The following is an 18,198-nucleotide window of genomic DNA, read 5'->3' as shown; positions in this document are numbered from 1 at the left end:
GAACAACCGGTGTGAAGCTCAGGCTGTCGCGGCGGCCGCGGCCCGTCAAGTGACGGCGTGCGCCGATAGTGTGGCACCCGTGCCGTCACTCGAAGAGAAGGTCCGTCTGCTCACCGGCGAGACCTCGTTCACGACCTATGCCATCGAGTCTCTGGGCATCGAGGCGATCGCTCTGAGCGACGGGCCGATCGGCATCCGCGGCATCGCCGAGCCCGCGCCGACCGCCGCGCAGTTGCCCAACCCGTCGGCCGTCGCCGCCGCGTGGGACCTCGACCTCGTCAGTCGGCTCGGCACGCTCATCGGGCACGAGGCGAAGCGCCTCGGCATCGACGTCGTGCTCGCGCCCGTCGTGAACCTGCAGCGCACGCCGGTCGGCGGCCGGCACTTCGAGACCTACAGCGAAGACCCCGTGCTCACCGCCGAGACGATGGTCGCCTTCGCGCAGGCCGTGCAGGCCGAAGGCGTGGGCGTCTGCGTGAAGCACTTCGTCGGCAACGAGTCCGAGACCGAGCGCACCGAGTACCTCGCGCGGATCCCCGAGCAGGCGTTGCGCGAGGTCTATCTCGCGCCCTTCGAGGCCGCCGTGACGCGCGCGCACGCGTGGTCGATCATGGCCGCGTACAACCGCGTCGAGGCCGGGGGCGAGGTCGCGCAGGCGACCGACCACGGGTTCCTGATCAACGACATCCTCAAGGGCGAGTGGGGCTTCGACGGCGTCGTCGTCAGCGACTGGCTCGCCACGAAGACCACGGTCGAGTCGGCGCTCGGCGGCCTCGACCTCGTGATGCCGGGCCCCGGCGGCCCGTGGGAGCAGAGGCTGCTCGCCGCCGTCGCCGCGGGCGACGTGCCCGAGAGCGTGATCGACGACAAGGTCGTGCGCATTCTGCGGCTGGCGGGGCGCGTGGGGAAGCTGAGTGAGCGAGCGGATGCCGCGGCCGAGCTCGCCTCGTCAGAAGAGGGTTTCGATACGGTCGCAGAGCGACCTACTCAACCAGCGGTGGCGGCGGAAGACGTCTCTGCTCTGCTGCGCGAGGCCGTGGCGCGGGCATCCGTCGTGCTGCGCAATGACGGCGAGCTGCTGCCGCTCGACCCGGCAGGCGTGACGAAGATCGCGCTGATCGGCCCGAACGCGGTCGAGACGTTCGAGCAGGGCGGCGGCAGCGCGTTCGTCACCGCGCCGTATCTCGTGACGGCCGAGCAGGGGCTGCGCGAGGCGTTCCCCGACGCCGAGCTGACGGTGCACCGCGGCGTCGGGGCGCGGCGGTTCGCGCACCTGATCGATCCGGCGATCGTCGAGACGCCCGAGGGCGAGGCCGGTTACGTGCTCGAGCTGTTCGACGCCGATGGCGAGCCGGTGGGCGAGCCGACGGTCGTTCCCGCCGCGGAGGGGTGGAACCGCGGCATCGCCCCCGGTGCGACGACGGCCGTCGTCACCGCGCGGGTGGTGCTGGCCGAGCCCGGTGCGCACCGGGTCGAGGTCGGGCTGTCGGGCACCCACAAGGCGTGGTTCGACGGCGAGCTGGTGAGCGAGTCCGATGCCTTCGCAGATGCGAATGTGATCTTGAACTCGTCGGCGAACCACCCCGAGGGGCCGAGCACGGTCGTCGAGGTGGCCGAGGGTGAGCAGAAGGTCGTCGAGATCCAGGTCGAGTGCCAGGTGGTGGATGCCACAGCCTACGGTCGCTTCGTGCGGTTCGAGCTGCGCCACGACGCGGGCGTCGGCGCCGATGACGAGGCCGAGCTCGACGAGGCGGTGGCCGCGGCGACCGATGCCGACGTCGCGATCGTCATCGTCGGCACGAACGAAGAGGTCGAGTCGGAAGGGTGGGACCGCCAGAGCCTCGCGCTGCCGGGGCGCCAGGACGAGCTCGTGCGCCGGGTCGCCGCGGCGAACCCGCGGACCGTGGCGGTCGTGAACGCGGGCGCGCCCGTGACCCTGCCGTGGCTCGACGAAGTGCCGGCGACGCTGTGGTGGTGGCTGCCCGGGCAGGAGGCGGGCCACGGCCTGGCCGACGCGCTCACGGGCGCCGTCGAGCCGAGTGGGCGCCTGCCCTGGACGCTGCCGGCGGCCGAGGCCGACGTTCCGGTTCCCGACGCGGTGCCCGTCGACGGGGTCGTCGAATACCGCGAGGGCGTGCACGTCGGCTACCGCGGCTGGGAGCGGCTGGGCCGGGTGCCCGCCAGGCCGTTCGGATTCGGGCTCGGGTACGGCACATGGCGCCTCGGCGAGCCGATCGCCGCTGAGGAGTGGAGCCCCGACGACACCCTGCCCGTCACGGTCGCGCTCACGAACGACGGTGAGCGCGATGCGCGCGGCGTCGTGCAGTTCTATCTGTCGGGGCCGACCGACGACGAGGGCGACGGCGGCTGGGACCGGCCCGCGCGCTGGCTCGCAGGCTACGCCGCGCAGAACGTGCTCGCCGGCCGTGTCGTCGCCCTGACGCTGCGCATTCCGCGTCGCGCCTTCGAGGTGTGGAGCGTCGAAGCGCAGCGGTGGGTGCTTCCCTCTGGCGTCTACACGGTGCGCGCGGCCTTCGACGCCCGCGACGAGGGGCGCTCGGTCACGATCGCACTCTGATCGCCCCGCCCGGCCCCGCTCGTTGGTCGAGTAGGTCGCTCTGCGACCGCGGTCCTCTTCGTTGGTCGAGTAGGTCGCTCTGCGACCGCGGTCCCCTTCGTTGGTCGAGTAGGTCGCTCTGCGACCGTATCGAGACCTCTTCCTCGCCAGGAGCGCGCCCCGGCACGCTCCTTCGTCGCTACTCGACCAGCGCCCAGCTAGCGCGAAATCGCCGCCTGCGAGGCGGCCTCGAGCCCGTCGATGGCCGCCTTCACGGCGGCGAGCTGCTCGGGCGGCAGCGTCTCGAGCAGCGCCGCGACGCGCTCGGCGCGCTCGAAGCGCGCCCGGCGGATGGCGTCGACGCCCGCGGGGGTCGCGACGACGAAGAACGAGCGGCCGTCGTTGGGGTCGGGCCGGCGGGTGACCAGCCCGCGCGCCTCGAGGTCGGCGACGAGCCGGGTCATGGTCGGTGCGGCGACCGACTCGAGGCGGGCGAGGTCGCCCGGGCGGATCTCGCCGACGCGCACGATGCTTCCCAGGGCCGACACCAGCCCGTGGCTGATGCCGTCGTGGGTGGGCCGGATGCGCCGGTTGATGCGGCCGATCGCGACCGCGAACCGCGTCGCCAAGTCGTTCTCGGTCGGCTCGGGCAACGCGGTGCTCGTGCCGCTGGGCTGATCCGTCCGGGTCATTCCTACGCCTTCGTCATCGGGAGACCTTCTCGACCGCGGCCTCGTGCGCTTCGATGGATTCTTCCACGGCGTGCACCTCGTGAACGTAGTGCTTGCCGCGAATGAGCGATGCGATCGCGGCGACGACCGACATGGCCGCGGCGGCGATGAACACGACGACCAGGCCGTCGTGGAAGGCGCCCGAGATGAGGTGCGGGAAGAACTCGTTGCCGACGAGGGTCTTCTGGGCGTGCTCGGGCAGCGTCGACAGCACGTTCATGCCGCCCTTGCCGAGCAGGGTGTCCATCGGGTTGTAGCCGAGGAACGCGGCGAACACGCTCGAGACCGGCGGCAGGGTCGACACCTTGGTGGCGACGTCTGCAGCCACGCCCTGGCCGGTCAGACCCGAGAACAGGGCCTTCGGCAGCGCGGTCGACAGGCCGGCGATGAGCAGCGAGAAGAAGATGCCCATCGACAGCGAGGTGCCCGAGTTCTGCACGGTGCCGGCCATGCCCGAGGCCGAGCCGCGCATGTTCGCGGGAACCGAGTTCATGATCGCGGCGCGGTTCGGGGCGGCGAACATGCCCGAGCCGATGCCGTTGAAGAACGTGATGACCGCGAACTGCCAGTAGGTGAAGTCGATCGGCAGGACGATCAGCAGCACGAAGGTCGCCGCGACGACCAGCAGGCCGGTGGTCGCGAACAGGCGCGGGCCGACCCGGTCGGAGATGGTCCCTGACAGCGGGCCCGAGATGAGGAATCCGATCGTGATGGGCAGCATCGCGAAGCCCGCCATCAGCGGCGTCTGGTCGTAGGCGACGCCGTGCAGCGGCAGCCAGATGCCCTGCAGCCAGATGATCAGCATGAACTGCATGCCGCCGCGGCCGATCGACGAGAGCAGACCGGCGAGCATCGCCATCGCGAAGGCGCGGATCTTGAACAGGCGCATCTCGAACATCGGCGACTTCTGCGCGAGCTCGACGAAGACGAAGCCGACGAGCACGACGGCGCCGCCGATCAGGCCGGTGAGCACCCAGGGGTTGGTCCACCCCTCGGTCGAGTCGCCGTAGGGCTGGATTCCGTAGGTGATCGCCGTGAGCAGCGAGGCGAGGCCGATCGCGAACAGGGCGTTGCCCCACCAGTCCATCTTGCCGGCCGACTTCGTGCCGACCTCGTGCAGCGACAGGTAAGACCAGATGGTGCCGACGATGCCGACGGGCACCGAGACGAGGAAGACCCACTCGACGTCGAGAGTGCCGACGTGCCACGAGAGGTTCGCGAGCAGGCCGCCGATGAGCAGTCCGATGAACGAGCCCGCGATGGCCGCGACCTGGTTGATGCCGAGCGCCATGCCGCGGCGGTTGGCCGGGAACGCGTCGGTGATGATGGCGGTCGAGTTGCTGAACAGCATGGCGCCGCCGATGCCCTGTACGAAGCGCCAGATGATCAGCCACATCGCGCCGTGGCCGCCGCTCAGCGGGTTGAGCGCGAGCGCGATCGAGCCGACCGTGAAGACGACGAAGCCGAGGTTGTAGATGCGCACCCGGCCGAACATGTCGCCGAGGCGGCCGAAGGTGACCACGAGCACGGCCGTGACGAGCAGGTAGCCCATCAGGATCCACAGCAGGTAGCTGACGTTGGCCGCGTCGAGCGGGTTGATCTTGATGCCCGTGAAGATCGCGGGCAGCGAGATGATCACGATCGACGAGTTGATGGTCGCCATCAGGATGCCGAGCGTGGTGTTGCTCAGCGCCACCCACTTGTAGCGCGGGTGGTCTTTGGTGAAGAGGGAATTCGACACGACGGGAGGGCTCTCCGAGAGAAGTTAGTTGTGCTTTGCTAAGTAACTATAGCTCAGCTATGCACCCCGGCGCCTCTCGGGGAGCCCTCGTTCGGTGTCAGTTCACCGTCGTGTCGCCGTCTTTCGCTCTCGTGCGCCGCCCGCTGAGCACGATGACGAGCACCACCGCGATCACGGCGAGCACGACGACACCGCCCGCGACCGCGATGATGACGATCACGGCGGGCGAGACGGATGCCTGCGCCGGCGCCCCCGTCGCCTGAGCCTTCGGCGCCGCGACGGTCGTGCCGCACTTCGCGAGCGGGCCCGTGCGGCCGTCGCCGGCCTTCGGGCCGCTGTAGGTGAACTGGATCGAGTCGCTCACCGGGTGGCCGTCGGCCGACACGATCTGCCAGGTCACGCGGTAGGTGCCCGGGGCGCCGAGCGCGACCGGCACCGACACCTGTCGGTCTTGGACGGAGGCGCACCCCGTCTCGAAGTTGCGCCCCGAGGCATCCGTCACCTGCACGAGGGCGCCGTGCCCGCCGTCGTCGAGCACGATGTCGTCGAAGGTCAGCGACACCTGCGACAGTGCGCTCGTGACGGACGCGTTCGCCGCCGGAGTGCTCGAGACGAGGTAGTCGTGCGCGCTGGCGCTCGTCGCCGGCACCAGCGCGAGCGCCGCGGCCGCCAGGGCGGCGCCGGCCCCTGCGAGAAGTGCCGCGATGGTGCTTCGCCGCGGGCGATCCGCCCGTGCGGCACGTCTGGCCGTGCTCACGCGGCGGCCCGCTTTCGCATCAGGGCGACCACCGCGACGACGAGGCCGGCCGCGCCGACCACGAGACCCGCGAAGCCGACGACGAGCGCCGCCGTGTCGAGGCCGGCGTGATCGGGCGCAGGCGCCGAGGCATCGGGCGCCGGGCTGGCGGTCGTGATGCCGGCGGCGTCTGCCGGGGGCGCATCGTTGATGTACAGCGTCGGCGCGGGGTGCTCAGGCTCTTCGCCGCTCGCGGGCGTCGGCTGGTCCCACTTCACGACAGAGCCGTCGGAGTAGCGCTGCGTCGCCGGCAGCAGCACCTTCCCGGTGTCGGGCACCTTGCCGAGCGACAGGGTGAAGACGCCGAACTGGCCGGGCGCGATGCCGCCGCCCGTGGCGGTGAAGGTCACCGACGTGGGCGCCGTGGTGACGGAGGTCCCGTCGATGGTCACCGGTTCGGGAAGCGTGCCGGTCGTGACCTTCGCCGTCCAGCCGGGCATGGCCTCGTAGCTCACCGAGGTGAACGGCGTGTCGGTCGGCAGCTGAATCGTGAGGCCGACCGTGCTCGCCGTGGCCGACTCGGTGGGCACGCGGAAGCTGACGTAGCTGTAGCCGCCGGCAGGGGCGGTGTCTGGGTCGATGCGCACGTGGGCGCTGACCGCGAGCGGCGCGGCGATGGCGAGTGCGCCGCCGGCCGCGAGGGCCGCGACGGCGCGCAGGGTGAAGCGTCTGTTCATGGGTCCAATCCGTTTGGTTGAGTAGCGCGGCCTGCCGCGCGTATCGAAACCCCGCTCGCGCAGGCGGCTTCGGTACGCGCCAGGGCGCGCCGCTCGACCGGCGGGGTCAGGGGAAGGCGAATCGAACAGGTGGGCCGCGATGCCGCGTCGTTCCGACGAGGAACTGCGGGAAGAGCGCAGGGGGCACGAGAGCCGCCGCGACGGGCCGAGGCCGTGGGGCGATCGGCGCCGTGACCAGGGCGAAGGCGGTCACCAGGAAGCGGGCGGCGAGCGCCAGCATCCGCCGCACAAGCCTCTCGCCATGACGGAAGGCGGCGATCGTGACCAGCGCGGCCGCGACGTGCCCGGCCCACATCGACGAGCTCGCGAGCTCGGCGGGGGCGCCGCCCGTGACGTGGAGCCGCATGCCGGGCATCCCCGCCATCGTCGTGTCGCCCGCGAAGCGGATGTCGCTCGGCTGCCCGAGCCCGAAGAGGAAGTGGAACGCGAACTGGCTGAGCCCGACCGAGAGGGCGAGCCGCCAGAGGGCCGGCCGCCGGCCCGCGAGCAGCACGCTGACCGGTGCGGCGAGCACGATGCTGACGACCATCGCGACGGCGCCCGGTTCCGAGCCGCCGCCGGCGACGTGGAACAGCGCCGCGACGAACACGGCGAGCGCCGACGCCACGACGCCGCGAAGGGCGCGCTGCCGTCGGTCCATATCCACAAGCGTAGGGGCGATGCCCTGGGTGTCAGCGGTCCTCGCTACTCTGGGGCGCATGCCAGACGCCTCGCTGCAGAACGCGCCCCTCGACGTGCTGCATCGCGTGTTCGGCTATAGCGACTTCCGCGGCGACCAGGCGGCGATCATCGATCAGCTCGTGGCGGGCGGCGACGCGGTCGTGCTCATGCCGACGGGCGGCGGCAAGAGCCTCACCTATCAGATCCCGTCGCTGATCCGCCGCGGAACCGGCATCGTGATCTCGCCGCTGATCGCCCTCATGCAAGATCAGGTGGATGCCCTGCGGGCCGTCGGCGTGAAGGCGGCGTTCCTCAACTCGACTCAGACCTTCGACGAGCGGCGCGAGGTCGAGCGCGACTTCGTGGCGGGCGAGCTCGACCTGCTCTATGTCGCACCAGAGGGGCTCGCGACGCCGCGCGTGCAAGAGCTGCTGCGGCAGGGTGAGATCGCGCTCTTCGCGATCGACGAGGCGCACTGCGTGAGCCAATGGGGGCACGACTTCCGGCCCGACTACCTGTGGCTCTCGAACCTCGCCGAGCTGTGGCCCGCCGTGCCGCGCATCGCCCTGACCGCGACTGCCACCGAGGCGACGCACCGCGAGCTCACCGAGCGGCTCGGGCTGCGCGGCGCCAAGCACTTCGTGTCGAGCTTCGATCGGCCGAACATCCAGTACCGCATCGTCCCCAAAGACGAGGTGCGCAGGCAACTGGTCGCCTTCATCCGCGAGCAGCAGGCCGCATCGGTCGACGCCGCAGGGGTGCCCGTCCCCGCCGCCGGCATCGTCTACGCGCTGAGCCGCGCGACGGTCGAGAAGACAGCGGAGTTCCTCAGGGCGCAGGGCATCGACGCCATGCCCTACCACGCGGGCCTCGACGCGGCGGTGCGCGCGCAGACCCAGGCGCGCTTCCTGCGCGAAGACGGGGTCGTGATCGTCGCGACGATCGCCTTCGGCATGGGCATCGACAAGCCCGACGTGCGGTTCGTCGCGCACATCGACCTGCCGAAATCGGTCGAGGGCTACTACCAAGAGACGGGCCGTGCCGGCCGCGACGGCCAGCCGTCGGTGGCCTGGCTCGCGTACGGGCTCGCCGATGTCGTGCAGCAGCGGCAGTTGATCGACAAGTCGCCGGGCGACCGCGCGTTCAAGCAGCGCATGGGCCACCACCTCGACGCGATGCTCGCCCTATGCGAGACGGTGTCGTGCCGGCGGGTGAACCTGCTGTCGTACTTCGGGCAGCAGTCAGAGGCGTGCGGCAACTGCGACACCTGCCTCGCGCCGCCCGAGACCTTCGACGGCACCGTTCCCGCGCAGAAGCTGCTGTCGACCGTCGTGCGGCTAAAGCGCGAGCGGAACCAGCAATTCGGCGCCGGGCACCTCATCGACATCCTGATGGGCAAGGTCACACCGCGCGTCGAGCAGAACGGCCACCAGCGCCTCGCGACTTGGGGCATCGGCAACGAGCTCAATCAGGCGCAGTGGCGGGGCGTGGTGCGTCAGCTGCTGGCATCCGGGCTGCTCGCGGTGAGCGACGACGGCTACGGCACGCTCGTGATCACGGATGCCTCGACGGCCGTGCTGCGCGGCGAGCGCCGCGTCGAGCTGCGCCGCGACGTGCACGAGTCGGCCGGCCGCGGCTCGACCCGTGCGGCGCGGGTGAGCGTGGGCCAGGCCGAGCTGCCCGACGAGGCGCGCCCGCTCTTCGAGTCGCTGCGCGAGTGGCGCGCCGCCACGGCGCGCGAGCAGTCGGTGCCGGCCTACATCGTGTTCGGCGACGCGACGCTGCGCGCTGTGGCGGTCGCCCGGCCGGCGAGGCGCGAAGACCTCGAGGGCATCACGGGCATCGGCGCGAAGAAGCTCGAGCAGTACGGCGACGCGCTGCTCGAGGTCGTCGCGGCTGCCTAGATGAATGAGTCCGAGGGTCGACCTGGGGTTCATCTCGCGCGACGACATCAGCTGTCGTTTCGTCTCGCCCACCCTTCACGCGGCGACAAGCGATGTTGGAAAGCCCGCGGCATTCCAGCGTCTGTTGTCGCCGCCGCGAGGTCTGCACAGGGCTGAACGGCATCTACTGTCGCCGAGGGGCGACGACGGAGCGAGATCTGGGCCGCCAGCTCACTCCCAGCAGCGCCCTGCCCCCGTGGGCTCATTCTGAAGCGCGGGCTTCCTCTGGGCTGCTCAGCGCGTGAAGTAGAACCCCTCGGCGAGGTCCTCGAGCAGGCCGTTGTGGCTCGGCTCCCACTTCAGCAGCTCGCGCGTCTTGGCGCTCGAGGTCGGGTTGTCGATGCCGATGAAGGCGCCGACGAAGCCGTAGCGCGCCGCGGCCTCGTCCTGCGGCACGGGCGCGACGGGCACGCCGACGCCGCGGCCGATCGCCTCGGCGATCTGGCGGAACGGAATGCCCTCGTCTGCCGCGAAGTGCAGGGGGATGCCCGCGGGCAGGTCCTCCTTCTCGAGCGCGAGCCGGATGAGGTGCGCGGTGTCGAGGTTGTGCACCGCCGGCCAGCGATTGCTGCCGTCGCCGACGAAGCCGAAGGTGCCGTCTTCGCGCGCACCGGCGATGAGCGAGGGGATGAACCCGTGCAGGTCGGCCGGCCCGTGAACGGTCGGCGCGAAGCGGAGCGCCGCCGAGCGCACGCCGCGTGCGGCGAGGCCGAGCAGCTGCTGTTCGGTGACCGCGCGCGGGTTGCGCGCGTGCTCGGTGTCGATCGGGGCGTCTTCCGTTCCGACCTCGCCCGGCGCCGTCGAGCCCGCGAGCATCATGGTGCCCGAGGCGGCGAGGAACGGCTTCCCGGAGTCGGCGAGCGCCTCGCCGATCGCCGTGATCACCGCGCGGTCGGCGGCGATCGCCGCGCCGAAGTCGCCGTTGTCGTGCTTGAACGCGAGATTGACGACGGCGTCGGATTCCGCGGCGAGCTCCGCCAGCCGCGCCGTGTCGTCCATCGAGCCGACGATCGGGGCGCCGCCCAGCTTGGCGACGCGTTCCGCGCCGGCATCCGACCGCGCCAGCCCGACGACCTCGTGGCCCGCCGCGATCAGCTCGGCCGTGACGAGCTGGCCGATGTGCCCGCTCGCTCCCGTGACGAATACCTTCATGACTACCTCCATGTCAGGAACTGACATCACGATAGCACCGATGTCAGAAGGTGTCATCACCTAGAATCCAGATATGGGACGTTGGAAGCCGGATGCGCGCGGGCGCCTCGCGCAGGCGGCGCTCGAGCTGTTCGTCGAGCGCGGCTACGAGTCCACGACAGTCGCCGACATCGCCGCGCGCGCGGGCGTGACCGAGCGCACCTTCTTCCGCCACTTCGCCGACAAGCGCGAGGTGCTGTTCGGCGACCCGGTCGAGTACAACGGCGTGTTCACGGATGCCGTCGCCGCAGCACCCGCCGATGCGAGCCCCCTCGACGCCGCGGCTCTCGCGCTGCGGGCCGCGGGGAAGTGGTTCGAGGGCCGGCACCCCTACGCGCGCCGCCGCGCCGCTGTGATCGCGGCGCACCCTGCGCTGCAGGAGCGCGAGCAGGTCAAGCGACTGCACCTCACCGAGGCGATCGCGGCGGCGCTCGTCGCGCGCGGAACCGGCGAGGCGGCTGCGGCGCTCACGGCCGAGCTCACCAGCGTGGCGTTCCACCAGGCGTTCACCCGCTGGGTCACCGCAGACGAGGAATCCGATCTCGGCGATCTCGCCGTCGGCGTCCTCGACGAGCTGCGCGCACTCGCGTGCTGAGCTCGCCTTTCTCAGGCGAGATAGGTGAGGGCGGTCCCGGCGAACGCGACCAGCGCGACCGAGGTGTCGCCGAGGCCCGCGCGGCGGGCGCGGTCGCCGCGGGGAAGGACTCGCGAGAGCCCGAAGCCGAAGAACGCGCCCGGGGCGTGCCGCACCGCCCACGCGGCGCCGCGCAGCGCATCGCCGAGCCCGCGCCGCGTGCGCGTCGCGTGCAGCAGCGCGTGCATCTCTCGGGCCGCATTGCGGCGGCGCAGCTGCGCGCGGTTCTCGACGAGCATGGCGGCACGCGGCAGGTCGCCGGCGGCGCGCGAGGCGGCGATGAGGCGCGTGAGGTAGAGCTCGTCGGCCTCGCGCATCGCCTTGCGCGCGGCGGCTCCGCCCGTCGTGTTCCCGGGGTGGCGGCGGTAGCCCACCAGCGCTTCGGGCACCGCGACCAGCTCGCCGCGCCCGAGCAGGCGGTAGATGAACTCGTTGTCCTCGCCCATGTCATAGCGCGGGTCGAACCACCCGATCGCCTCGCCGGCCGACCGCCGCACGACGAGCGCCATGATGCGCGGGATCGCGCGCCGGCCGCTCAGCATGTCGTCGGCGGTCGCCTGCGCGGCCGGCCAGGCGTCGAACGCGACCCCGGCGGCGTCGATGAACTCGCCGCCGCAATAGGCGCCCACGGCCCCCGGCGCCTGCTCGAGTGCCGAGACCAGGCGCTCGAGGAACTCCGGGTGCCACACGTCGTCGTCGTCGAGGAAGGCGACGTATTCCCCGGAACCCAGTGCGATGCCGTGATTGCGCCCCTCCGACACGCCGGGCGCGCGGCCGGCCGGGGCGTTGCGGGTCAGGGTGATGCGCCCGCGCGAGCCGTCGCCGCTCTCGGCGGCGACCGCGGTGACGGCCGCGCGCAGCTCGTGAGGCGACCCCGACGCGTTGTCGACGATGATGTGCCGCCAGGCGACGCCGCGCTGGCAGGTGACCGAGCGGATCGCGTCGCCGAAGAAGTCGCACGTCCGATTCGTCGACGTCACGACATCCACCGTCGGCCGAGATGAATATTTCTCAGTCATTACAGACAGTAAGCCATGGCACGGCGCGCGCCTGCGAGCCCCCTAACCGGGTGGTGCCTCGAGGTGCCCGGCCCCTCACACCGTGGCGCACCCCACGACCGCCGCCTTGACGAAGCCCGCTGTCTGATAGAGGTACTGCCACGCCCAGTCGGCCGGGCCGAGCGACTCGTGCGCCGCGACGATCTCGGGCGCCACCCCGCTGCAGCGGCCGAAGATGTAGCGGGTGCGGCTCACGTGGAACTGCCCCGTGACCACGATGACGCGCGACCAGCCGTGCGCGCGAGCCTGCGCGCGCACGAACGCCGCCTCGCCGCGGGTGGTGCTGGGCTCGGGGCTGAAGCAGGTGGCGTCGCCGTCGTGGCACGGGCGGTACGAGAGCTTGTCGGACGGCTCCGAGACGAACAGCCGCGGCGCGTAGCCGTCGCGGATGAGCTGCCGCCCGAGCGAGATGCGGTCGGAGGAGGAGGGGCCGATGACGATGACGGCGTCGGCGTGCACGGGCCGATCGACGCGCGGGAAGACGTAGACGGGCAGGCCGGCGAGCGCGACGAGAGCGGCAGCGGCCACCACGGCCGCGGCGGCACGCAGAGCCCGGCGCCCGCGCATGCTGCGGCGCGCGGGCGCCGACGCGACTTCGGGCTCGCTCGGCACGGGTCCATCGAAGCGCACGTCGACGAAATCTCACACTCGCCGGCCCGCGGGCCGTGACCGCGGATGTGACGGTTTCGACAACGCGCCCAAACCCTGTGGCGGCTCGCGGTTGTAGACCCCGCACTGATCGGGTGCACTCCGGCGCGCGCCGGACGTAGCGTTCAGACAAGATCCCGGTCTGCGCACTGACGCGCGGCCCGGCATTCGACGAGTTGCGTAAGGCAGGTAGGTCAATGGTCGACACAGCCCCCCGAACCACCGAGCAGGCACTGCCCGCGAGCGCTCCGCTCGCGCCCTCCGCTCCCGCCCCCGCCGAGCCGAAGCTCGACGTCGCGCTAGTCGAGCGGATGCTGCGGGGCAGCTACCCCGAGGTGAGGCTCGAGGCGCGCGAGGTCGCGAAGGACCCGCAGTTCCACAAGGTCGACGGTCTCAGCCTCGACGAGCAGCGCGAGCGCGCGCTGGCCCAGATGCGGGTGCAGGCCGCGCAGGGCTTCCAGCTGCGGGCCTTCCCGAAGCGCCTCGGCGGCCACGAAGACGCCGGCGGGAACCTCGCCGCCTTCGAAGAGCTCGTCACCGCCGACCCGAGCCTGCAGATTAAGGGCGGCGTGCAGTGGGGGCTCTTCGCCGCCGCGATCCTGCATCTCGGCACCGAGTACCACCACGACACGTTCCTGCCCGACGCGATCAGCCTCGCGGTGCCCGGCGCCTTCGCGATGACCGAGACGGGCCACGGGTCGGATGTCGCGAGCATCGGCACCACCGCCACCTACGACCCCGACACCGAGGAGTTCGTGATCAACACGCCCTTCCGCGCGGCGTGGAAGGACTACCTCGGGAACGCGGCGAAGCACGCGACCGCGGCGACCGTGTTCGCGCAGCTGATCACCCAGGGCGTCAACCACGGCGTGCACTGCTTCTACGTGCCGATCCGTGACGCCGCGACGGGCGAGTTCCTGCCCGGCATCGGCGGCGAGGACGACGGCCACAAGGGCGGCCTGAACGGGGTCGACAACGGGCGCCTGCACTTCGACAACGTGCGCGTGCCGCGCACCAACCTGCTGAACCGCTACGGCGACGTCGCCGCCGACGGCACGTACACGAGCTCGATCGACAGCCCCGGCCGCCGCTTCTTCACCATGCTCGGCACCCTCGTGCAGGGCCGCGTCTCGCTCGACGGGTCGACGACGATCGCGAGCGCGCTCGGCCTGTTCATCGCGCTGACCTACGCCACGCAGCGCCGCCAGTTCGCGAGCGCCGTGCCCGGTCAGGAGCAGGTGCTGCTCGACTACCAGCGCCACCAGCGCCGGCTGCTGCCGCGTCTCGCGCAGACCTACGCCCAGTACTTCAGCCACGATGTGCTGCTCAAGGCCTTCGACGACGTGTTCTCGGGTCGTGCCGACACCGACGAGAACCGGCAGAACCTCGAGACGCTCGCCGCGGCGCTCAAGCCGATCTCGACCTGGCACGCACTCGACACGCTGCAGGAGGCGCGTGAGGCGTGCGGCGGCAGCGGATTCCTCGCCGAGAACCGCCTCGTCGGCCTGCGCGCCGACCTCGACGTCTACGTGACCTTCGAAGGTGACAACAACGTGCTGCTGCAGCTCGTGGGCAAGCGCCTGCTGACCGACTACGCCAAGCAATTCAGGGGCGCGAGCGCCACCGACCTCGCGAAGTACGCGGCCGGCCAGGTGGCCGGCAAGGCGTTCAACGAGGGCGGCATCCGCCGCGTCGGGCAGAACCTGCGCGATCTGGCAGGCGTCGGCCACGGCGTCGAGGCGCTGAAGGACCACGCCACGCAGCGAGCCCTGCTGCAGGACCGCGTCGACACCATGGTCGAACGCATCGGCGCCGAGTTGAACAAGGTGCGCAAGGCCTCGCCGCTCGAGCAGGCCGCCGCGTTCAACGCCAACCAGGACGACCTCATCGCGGCTGCCCGCGCCTGGGGCGAGCTGCAGCAGTGGCAGGCATTCACCGACGCGCTCGAGGGCGTGACGGATGCCGGCACCAAGACGGTCCTCGGCTGGGTGCACTCGCTCTTCACGTTCTCGCTGTTCGAGAAGCACCTGTCGTGGTACCTCACGCACGGCCGCATCTCTGCGCGCCGCGGACAGGCGGTGAGCGCCTACATCAACCGGCTGCTCGAGCGCCTGCGCCCGCACACGCTCGATCTGATCGGCGCGTTCGGCTTCGAGCCCGAGCACGTGCGCGCTCCGATCGCCTCGGGCGCCGAGGGCACCCGCCAGGACGAGGCTCGGGCGCACTACGCGAGCTTGCGCGCGAGCGGCACGGCCCCGATCGACGAGAAGGCGGCCAAGAAGAAGCGGTGAGGCATCGCGCGCTCAGCGCGCGATGACGGCGCAGCGAAGAAGAGGGGTCGCCGAACGCCCGCCTGCGGCTTAGCCTTGCCCTACTGAAAATTCCTCAGTGGGAGGCGATGCGTGGCGGGCGGACTCCGGGCGGCGGCGTGGGCGCAGGCCGGGGTTCTGCTGGGCGCCTTCGCCGGCAGCCACCTGCTCTTCGTGTGCACCCCGGCAGGTCAGCACATCGACGCCGCGGGCTTCGGCCAGGTTCCTGAGCTCGACACCGCGCTGCACGGCATCCTCGAGGCGAGCCGGCTGGTGGTCCCCCTCGCGCTGGGCGTGGTCGTCGCGGTGCTCGCGATCGGCGCCCTCGTGCAGCGCCGCCTGCGCGAGGTGCTCGGCGCGCTTGCGCTCGTCGTCATCTCTTCGCTCGCCGCGGCCGCGGCGAAGCCCCTGCTGCCGCGGCCGCGGTTCGGTGAGAACGGCTACCCCTGGAACACGTTCCCCAGCGGGCACACCGCGGTGGCGACGGCTCTGCTGTGCGCCGCCCTCTGGCTGGCACCGCGCCGACTGAGCGGCACGGGATTGCGCGTGGGTCTCGTGGCGCTCGGCACGGCCTTCGGCTGGGCGCTCGTCGTGAGCTATGCGCACAGGCAGGCCGACGTCGCCGGCTCGGGAATCCTCGTCGCGGCGGTCGCCGCGCTCATCGCGGCGCTGCAGGGCCGCGTCGCGGTGCCGAACAGCACCTGGCGCCGCCTGGCTGCCGTGGTCGCGGTCGGGGTCGCCCTGCAGGCGCTCGCCGCGTACGCGCCCGGTCTTGCGGGCCTGCGCTTCGCCGGCGCCCTCGGCACCGTGCTCGTCATCGCGGCGAGCTGCGCGGCCGCGCTTGCGCTCGTGCCCTCAGGCGGCCGCGGCGGCCGGCCCGCGGTACAGCGCCTCGTAGGCGTCGACGACGCGCGCAAGGTCGAACTGCCGCGCCCGCTCTGAGCCGGCGCGCTCGAGCCTCTTCCGCTCTTGCGCATCGACGAGCAGCCGGCGCAGCTCGGCGCCGATGCTATCGAGCGGCGCCAGCACCCCGGCCGCGCCGCCGTCGGTCACGTAGCGCGCCCCCGGGTTCGGGGTCGCGACCACGGGCACTCCGGCCGCCATGGCCTCGGCATACGGAATCCCGAAGCCCTCGTAGTCCGACGGCAGGCAGAACGCCCACGCGCGCTGATAGGCCGCCGCGAGCTCGTCGTCGCTCAGCCGGCCGAGAACGCGGATGCCGGGGCCGGGGTCGGCGGGCGCGTCGCGGCACACCATCTCGAGTGTCGCGTTCGGCACGGCGGGCAGCACGTCGCGCTGGAAGGCGCGCGCGAGCTCGGCGCCGCGCTTGCGGTTGTTCCACGTTCCGACGAACAGCACGGTCGGCTCGGGGGCCCGCAGCCCGGGGTCGGGGCGGAAGCGGGTCGTGTCGACGCCGTTCGGGATCACGCGGCGCACCCAGGGCGTCCAGCGCCGCGTGCTCGGCGAGACGACCACGGCGGTGTCTGCGACGAGGCTCGCGAGCACCTCGCTGAAGCCGAGCAGAAGCATCCGCGCGCGCTCGGTGGCGCCCGTGATGCGCAGCGCCTCTTCGAAGCACGAGCCATGGATCGTGCGCACATGGCGGCGGGCGCGCCTGCGCCAGAGCCAGTAGTCGTCGCCGTGGGCGTGCAGGGCGTCGTAGCCGCTGAAGTCGATGTGCCTGAGGCGCGCCGCGAAGGCGAAGGTGCGCAGCCGGCCGCCGGTCTCGACCAGGTGGTGGCCGTAGATCGCGCCGGGCACGGGCGGGCACGCGCTGAAGACGTCGACGTCGTGGCCGCGTCGCACGAGCTCGGTCGCGAGCTCGTGCGCCTGGTAGCCGACCCCGATCTTGCTGCCGCTCGGCAGGTAGTACGAGATCATCGCGATCTTCATGCAGCGCCCGTCCTGATGGTGAGTGTTACTCAGTATCGCCCGGGTCGCCGGCGCGGGCATGTCCCAGCCCGGGGGTCAGCGGCGCGGGTGAAGAGCGCGCGTCCATGCGGCCTCGACGGCGCGCGCGGTGCGCTCGCTCGTGAAGCGCTGGGCCGCGCTCGCGCGGGCGCGCTCGGCCGCCTCTCGCCTGCGGTCGGGGCTCTCGAGCGCGGCGGCGACGGCTCGCGCGAGTGCGTCGGCGTCGCCGGGGCGCACGAGCAGACCGAGTGGGCTCTCGCGCACGCCGTCGGCGAGCGGGGTCGCGACGCCCTCGGGGTCGAGGATCTCGGGGATGCCGCCCGCGTCGGTCGCCACCACCGGCACTCCCGCGGCCATCGCTTCGACGACGACCTGGCCGAACGGCTCGGGCACGGGCGAGGCATGCACGACGAGGTCGAGCTCGCGCAGGGCGGATGCCGGGTCTGAGGACCACCCCGCCAGCTCGACGGCGCCCTCGAGCCGGCGCGCCGCGAGCTCGTGGCGCAGCCGCTGCTCGTAGGGGCCGTCGGCGAACAGGGCCGCCCCGATGATGCGGAACCGCGCGTGGGGGAAGCGCGCGAGCACGGTCTCGGCCGCGCGGGCGAACTCGAGCTGCCCCTTGGTGGCGCTGATGCGGCCCAGGATGCCGACGACGGGCGCCTTCTGCGTCGTGCGCCTCGTCGAGACCGGGTCGCGGAAGGCCTCGGGCCCGAGACCCGGGAATGCGATGCTGACGCGCGCCGGATCGATCGGGCCGAGTGCCCGGAGGGTCGCCGAGGAGTTGGCGACGAGCTGCCGCGGCGCGCGCCGCGCGATCGCGCGCATGACCGCGGCGGTGCGGCGGGGCAGGTAGTCGTCGGCGAGGCGGTCGTGCAGGTGCCAGGCCCACGGGGTTCGCGCGAGCGGGGCCGCGGCCGCGAGCAGCGTCGCGGACTTGAGGGTGTTGGCCACCGCGAGCGCGGGCGCCTCGGTGCGCAGCAGCCGCGCGAGCCGCGCGACGAAGGCCGCGCCGCCAGCTGCTTGAGCGGTGAGCCCGGCCGCCGAGCCGGCCTCGTCGCGCGTGACGGAGGCGAGGCGGCCGAGCGGCAGCACGACGCTCGACACGTCGAGCTCGGCCAGGCGCTCACGCAGCGGCCCGTCGGCGAACAGCACGGCTCTCGGGGCGAAGCGGCCGCGGTCGAGGGCGGCCAGTAGGCGCGTCAGGGCGACCTCACCGCCCCCGAATTGGGCGGTATGGCTGAGGATGATTATCGGCTCTGCCCCCACCCGGCGAAGCATAGCT

15 protein-coding genes are annotated in these 18,198 nt (G+C 72.0%); 5 read left to right on the top strand and 10 right to left on the bottom strand.

Annotated features, from left to right (window positions below):
* Nucleotides 1-79 precede the first annotated feature (79 nt).
* Nucleotides 80-2,578, top strand: a complete 2,499-nt coding sequence (locus ABD716_RS11460) for a beta-glucosidase family protein (protein ID WP_344776936.1) — start codon at nucleotides 80-82, stop codon at nucleotides 2,576-2,578.
* Between the two features lie 197 nt (nucleotides 2,579-2,775).
* Here ABD716_RS11460 and ABD716_RS11455 read toward each other — a convergent pair whose 3' ends face one another.
* From ABD716_RS11455 to ABD716_RS11435, 5 genes are all read right to left on the bottom strand, one after another.
* Complete coding sequence (locus ABD716_RS11455) at nucleotides 2,776-3,249, bottom strand: MarR family winged helix-turn-helix transcriptional regulator (RefSeq protein ID WP_344776934.1); 474 nt, start codon at nucleotides 3,247-3,249, stop codon at nucleotides 2,776-2,778.
* 13 nt (nucleotides 3,250-3,262) lie between these two features.
* On the bottom strand, nucleotides 3,263-5,029 hold the full coding sequence (locus ABD716_RS11450) for an MFS transporter (protein WP_344776932.1): 1,767 nt from the start codon (nucleotides 5,027-5,029) through the stop codon (nucleotides 3,263-3,265).
* A gap of 97 nt (nucleotides 5,030-5,126) precedes the next feature.
* Nucleotides 5,127-5,786 carry a copper resistance CopC family protein gene (locus ABD716_RS11445; protein ID WP_344776929.1) on the bottom strand — a complete coding sequence of 220 codons (660 nt, stop codon included), beginning with the start codon at nucleotides 5,784-5,786 and terminating at the stop codon, nucleotides 5,127-5,129.
* Nucleotides 5,783-6,502, bottom strand: a complete 720-nt coding sequence (locus ABD716_RS11440; RefSeq protein WP_344776927.1) for a YcnI family copper-binding membrane protein — start codon at nucleotides 6,500-6,502, stop codon at nucleotides 5,783-5,785. The genes ABD716_RS11445 and ABD716_RS11440 overlap by 4 nt, the downstream gene beginning before the upstream one ends.
* Before the next feature lie 106 nt (nucleotides 6,503-6,608).
* The gene (locus ABD716_RS11435) at nucleotides 6,609-7,202 is read right to left on the bottom strand and encodes a hypothetical protein (protein ID WP_344776925.1); all 594 of its coding nucleotides are present in this window, start codon (nucleotides 7,200-7,202) and stop codon (nucleotides 6,609-6,611) included.
* 58 nt (nucleotides 7,203-7,260) lie between these two features.
* Between ABD716_RS11435 and recQ the strand changes: the two genes are divergently transcribed.
* A complete protein-coding gene (gene recQ / locus ABD716_RS11430) occupies nucleotides 7,261-9,126 on the top strand; it encodes a DNA helicase RecQ (protein WP_344776923.1) in 1,866 nt (621 codons plus the stop codon).
* Nucleotides 9,127-9,399: 273 nt separating this feature from the next.
* Here the strand turns inward: recQ and ABD716_RS11425 are convergent, their stop codons facing one another.
* The gene (locus tag ABD716_RS11425; RefSeq protein ID WP_344776921.1) at nucleotides 9,400-10,317 is read right to left on the bottom strand and encodes an SDR family oxidoreductase; all 918 of its coding nucleotides are present in this window, start codon (nucleotides 10,315-10,317) and stop codon (nucleotides 9,400-9,402) included.
* Nucleotides 10,318-10,390: 73 nt separating this feature from the next.
* On the opposite strand from ABD716_RS11425, the gene ABD716_RS11420 reads away from it, so the two are divergent.
* Nucleotides 10,391-10,951, top strand: coding sequence for a TetR/AcrR family transcriptional regulator (locus ABD716_RS11420; RefSeq protein WP_344776920.1), 561 nt, complete (start codon nucleotides 10,391-10,393; stop codon nucleotides 10,949-10,951).
* A gap of 11 nt (nucleotides 10,952-10,962) precedes the next feature.
* On the opposite strand, the gene ABD716_RS11415 is transcribed toward ABD716_RS11420, so the two are convergent.
* Nucleotides 10,963-11,970 carry a glycosyltransferase family 2 protein gene (locus ABD716_RS11415; RefSeq protein ID WP_344776919.1) on the bottom strand — a complete coding sequence of 336 codons (1,008 nt, stop codon included), beginning with the start codon at nucleotides 11,968-11,970 and terminating at the stop codon, nucleotides 10,963-10,965.
* Nucleotides 11,971-12,084: 114 nt separating this feature from the next.
* Complete coding sequence (locus tag ABD716_RS11410; RefSeq protein WP_344776918.1) at nucleotides 12,085-12,678, bottom strand: YdcF family protein; 594 nt, start codon at nucleotides 12,676-12,678, stop codon at nucleotides 12,085-12,087.
* 215 nt (nucleotides 12,679-12,893) lie between these two features.
* Here ABD716_RS11410 and ABD716_RS11405 point away from each other — a divergent pair, with 215 nt between their 5' ends.
* On the top strand, nucleotides 12,894-14,987 hold the full coding sequence (locus ABD716_RS11405) for an acyl-CoA dehydrogenase family protein (protein WP_344776916.1): 2,094 nt from the start codon (nucleotides 12,894-12,896) through the stop codon (nucleotides 14,985-14,987).
* A 111-nt stretch (nucleotides 14,988-15,098) separates the two neighbouring features.
* Nucleotides 15,099-15,947: a phosphatase PAP2 family protein gene (locus ABD716_RS11400; RefSeq protein WP_344776914.1), complete on the top strand. Its 849-nt coding sequence runs from the start codon at nucleotides 15,099-15,101 to the stop codon at nucleotides 15,945-15,947.
* Here the strand turns inward: ABD716_RS11400 and ABD716_RS11395 are convergent.
* On the bottom strand, nucleotides 15,861-16,898 hold the full coding sequence (locus ABD716_RS11395; protein WP_344776912.1) for a glycosyltransferase family 4 protein: 1,038 nt from the start codon (nucleotides 16,896-16,898) through the stop codon (nucleotides 15,861-15,863). The two genes, ABD716_RS11400 and ABD716_RS11395, sit on opposite strands and share 87 nt — an antisense overlap.
* Before the next feature lie 75 nt (nucleotides 16,899-16,973).
* Nucleotides 16,974-18,182: a glycosyltransferase gene (locus tag ABD716_RS11390; protein WP_344776910.1), complete on the bottom strand. Its 1,209-nt coding sequence runs from the start codon at nucleotides 18,180-18,182 to the stop codon at nucleotides 16,974-16,976.
* Nucleotides 18,183-18,198 lie beyond the last annotated feature (16 nt).

Source organism: Gryllotalpicola kribbensis (assembly GCF_039538245.1).
GTDB lineage: Bacteria > Actinomycetota > Actinomycetes > Actinomycetales > Microbacteriaceae > Gryllotalpicola > Gryllotalpicola kribbensis.
This window is presented reverse-complemented; position numbering and strand designations above follow the sequence as displayed.

What these genes read in the sequence shown, in the direction of transcription:
- ABD716_RS11440 (WP_344776927.1), bottom strand. Translation starts at nt 6,502, where the DNA reads ATGAACAGACGCTTCACCCTGCGCGCCGTCGCGGCCCTCGCGGCCGGC.
- ABD716_RS11420 (WP_344776920.1), top strand. Translation starts at nt 10,391, where the DNA reads ATGGGACGTTGGAAGCCGGATGCGCGCGGGCGCCTCGCGCAGGCGGCG.
- ABD716_RS11435 (WP_344776925.1), bottom strand. Translation starts at nt 7,202, where the DNA reads ATGGACCGACGGCAGCGCGCCCTTCGCGGCGTCGTGGCGTCGGCGCTC.
- ABD716_RS11395 (WP_344776912.1), bottom strand. Translation starts at nt 16,898, where the DNA reads ATGAAGATCGCGATGATCTCGTACTACCTGCCGAGCGGCAGCAAGATC.
- ABD716_RS11425 (WP_344776921.1), bottom strand. Translation starts at nt 10,317, where the DNA reads ATGAAGGTATTCGTCACGGGAGCGAGCGGGCACATCGGCCAGCTCGTC.
- ABD716_RS11455 (WP_344776934.1), bottom strand. Translation starts at nt 3,249, where the DNA reads ATGACCCGGACGGATCAGCCCAGCGGCACGAGCACCGCGTTGCCCGAG.
- recQ (WP_344776923.1), top strand. Translation starts at nt 7,261, where the DNA reads ATGCCAGACGCCTCGCTGCAGAACGCGCCCCTCGACGTGCTGCATCGC.
- ABD716_RS11405 (WP_344776916.1), top strand. Translation starts at nt 12,894, where the DNA reads ATGGTCGACACAGCCCCCCGAACCACCGAGCAGGCACTGCCCGCGAGC.